Annotated in this window: 3 protein-coding genes; all 3 read right to left on the bottom strand. The window is 36.7% G+C overall.

The window, feature by feature from the left end; translation table 11 throughout:
- Nucleotides 1–644: 644 nt before the first annotated feature.
- A complete protein-coding gene (gene istB / locus GJS40_RS12780; protein ID WP_270898245.1) occupies nucleotides 645–1,367 on the bottom strand; it encodes an IS21-like element helper ATPase IstB in 723 nt (240 codons plus the stop codon).
- Nucleotides 1,364–1,705 carry a hypothetical protein gene (locus GJS40_RS12775; RefSeq protein WP_270898244.1) on the bottom strand — a complete coding sequence of 114 codons (342 nt, stop codon included), beginning with the start codon at nucleotides 1,703–1,705 and terminating at the stop codon, nucleotides 1,364–1,366. Before GJS40_RS12775 ends, istB begins: the two co-directional genes overlap by 4 nt.
- A 71-nt stretch (nucleotides 1,706–1,776) precedes the next feature.
- Nucleotides 1,777–2,760: IS21 family transposase (gene istA / locus GJS40_RS12770; RefSeq protein ID WP_270898243.1), on the bottom strand; the 984-nt coding region annotated here is incomplete at its 5' end.

The following is a 2,760-nucleotide window of genomic DNA, read 5'->3' as shown; positions in this document are numbered from 1 at the left end:
TCCAATATTTAATTCGGAAAATCCTTGTTTAATTTCTTTTGGTAATTGCGCAAAGTAGTCTTTATTCGTTATCATAGTGGTGACACCTTTCTTTTGGATTTGGTTTCGTCACCAATATTTTACCAAATGAATAGGTGTCTTTCTTTATGTTTTAAAAAATGTCAAATGATAATTTTGTACTTCCCAAAACCATTTACATCAAGCATTTAAACAAGATTTTGGACTGCGAAAGCTGAGTTATTACTATAAGGTAGTTTAAAATTTTGAACAATAATAAGCGCTTATCTGTAAATCTTTTGAATGGATCCAGATATTACTCGGTAACTTCTACGTAGGGTTTGTAAAGTAATATCTCTCTTTTATCATTATTTTCTCGTTTGATTTTTGAAAAAGTACGTTCTTTTTGAGTTAATTGCTTTTGGATAACAAGGTAAAATACTTTATTACGATCATTACCATGCACCTTTGTAACCGTCAAGTAAAAAGATACAGTTTTCGATAATTAATTTGAAGCAGTTTTTGCTCCAAAGATAGAAGTTCTATGTTTCATGCGATAACTGTCTCCATTTGTGTTTTGCAAGCAAAAAGTTTAGAAGATTGCAACGAAAAGTTTAGAACTTTGCCAGCCCATATTTGCATTGATATTATCGATTAGATAGAGCGTGTTTTACACGGTAACTATCTCCGGTGAAACTTAAAATGTGTGCGTGATGGATCACTCGATCCACTAAGGCAGCTGTAAGACGTGCGTCCGCAAATATCTTATTCCACTGACTAAACTCTAAATTGGACGTAATGACAAGGCTTTTCTGTTCATACCAGTCGGAAATTAATTGAAATAGTAATTCAGCTCCATCCTTGCTGAATGGCACGTAGCCCATTTCATCGAGAATAATCATATCGACTTTATTAAATCGATTACGAAACTGTTGAAATCGACCTTCGGCCCATGATTTTTCCAATAACTCTATTAAATCAGCGACCCGGTAGAAACGGACCTCATATCCGTTTCTACAAGCTTTTCGGCCCAATGCTGTCGCCAGATGCGACTTTCCAGTTCCCGGTGCCCCTGATAAAATTACATTCTCTTTCCTCTTGATAAATGAGAGGGACTCAAGGCTATCTCTGTCGAGATTTGCTGGGAAATGAATATGGTCGCCCCATTGATAATCTTCTAGTTCCTTTTCATTCATAAATTTTGCTTTTTTAATTAAACGTTCTCCTTTGGCGATTTCCCTTAACTCAATTTCCTGTTGTAATAAATCCATTAAATATTGTTGTGGGTTCTCGAAGGGAATCTTCTCATACAGGTCCGCAACGTATGCTAAACGAAGTGATTTACATTTTTCTCTAATCACATCAGTCATGTTATACCTCCTCCCTTAACAGTAGGCTGGAGGGAATCATAAATACTCCAATCTACATCGTAAGGGTGGTTCGTAGTATCATCCAAACTCGCATCAAACTGATTTTCTTGTGGTAATAATTCATAGAATTGTTCATCTATTTCTTGCATATCATGATTGATCATTAAACTTAGTAACCACTCTATACGCTCTTTTCTTAATTTCATGGATTCGATATTTAAGTAATGAGCTATTCTTCCAGGCAGGTAAGGATAATACCTGGAATACACAATGGAACGTGGCTTGCGTCTCCAATTTTGTAATATGGATTGCCAAGGTATTTCTCTCGCTTGATTCATATATGGTCTAGGTTCTTTACAAAGCAGCTCTCCGTTAGGAGAAACAACTTTATAATGATCCCAGTACTGAATTAAATGTAACTTACTGTAATGTAACTTTGAGGCACGTGTATTAACGCTCCGTCAATCCGCACTTCTCCATATTTATTAGCGGTTACCATTGATTGTTTAAATACCGGATAATCTGCTTCAGGCAAAGCCAAACCGTATTTCTTCTCTTCCTCTAATAAATCTGCAATAACGACACCTTTTTTATAATGCAAACGTTGATGATCATCTTTACATTTCTCGAATAATAATTCACGTAAGTGCGCTAAATTCTTAATAACTGGAGATGGAGTGAAAAAATTATAACGCACATACCCAACCTTATTTTCCACATGTCCCTTTTCGTTCCCTTTTCTTGGATTACAAGCCTGCGCTTCAAATCCATAATGACTCGCAAAACGTTGAAAAGCGTCAGTGAAAATTGTTTCCTGACCACGGCTCCTTGCCTTAACCACGGCCGCCGAGAGATTATCCAAACGAAGCTTTCTCGGGACAAATTCTGCTTGTTTAAAAAGTACTTTGAGCCCTTCCAGAAAACACTCCTGGTTTTCAGAAGGTAAGGGAACGGCAAGTCCACCGTTACTATATGGAAAACTCATGATTAAGCAATGAATATCTTTCACTTTCCCATCCTCGACAGCTTCCGTAATACCAAAGTCTACTTGAGCTTCAGCGGGAGGATGAGTCAGTCTTTCATATTCCTCTTTCATTTCATCAGCTTCGTCTAATGTTTTATCCTTCCACTCCTTGATAAAGTTACATACGGTGCGATAAGAACCCGGAAAACCCAATTCCTGTAACTGCTCAAATATTTTCGTGTTTTTTCTTCTTAATTTCTTTTTGAGTGCATAATCTTCCAATAACCAATCAATGACAATTTCTCCCCACTTTTCCTCATACATCATTCCTTTCTTGACAGGTATTTTTTCTTCAGGTAACTGATCGTTGTCTGCATATTTCTTCACCGTTGACCAACAAAATCCAGTTCTTCTTGAAATTTCATTGAT

The sequence above is a fragment of the Aliibacillus thermotolerans genome, assembly GCF_027853235.1.
In the GTDB taxonomy this organism is placed as follows: Bacteria; Bacillota; Bacilli; order Bacillales; family Marinococcaceae; genus Aliibacillus; species Aliibacillus thermotolerans.
Note: the sequence above shows the minus strand (reverse complement) of the source record. Positions and strands in the feature narration are given on the sequence as shown.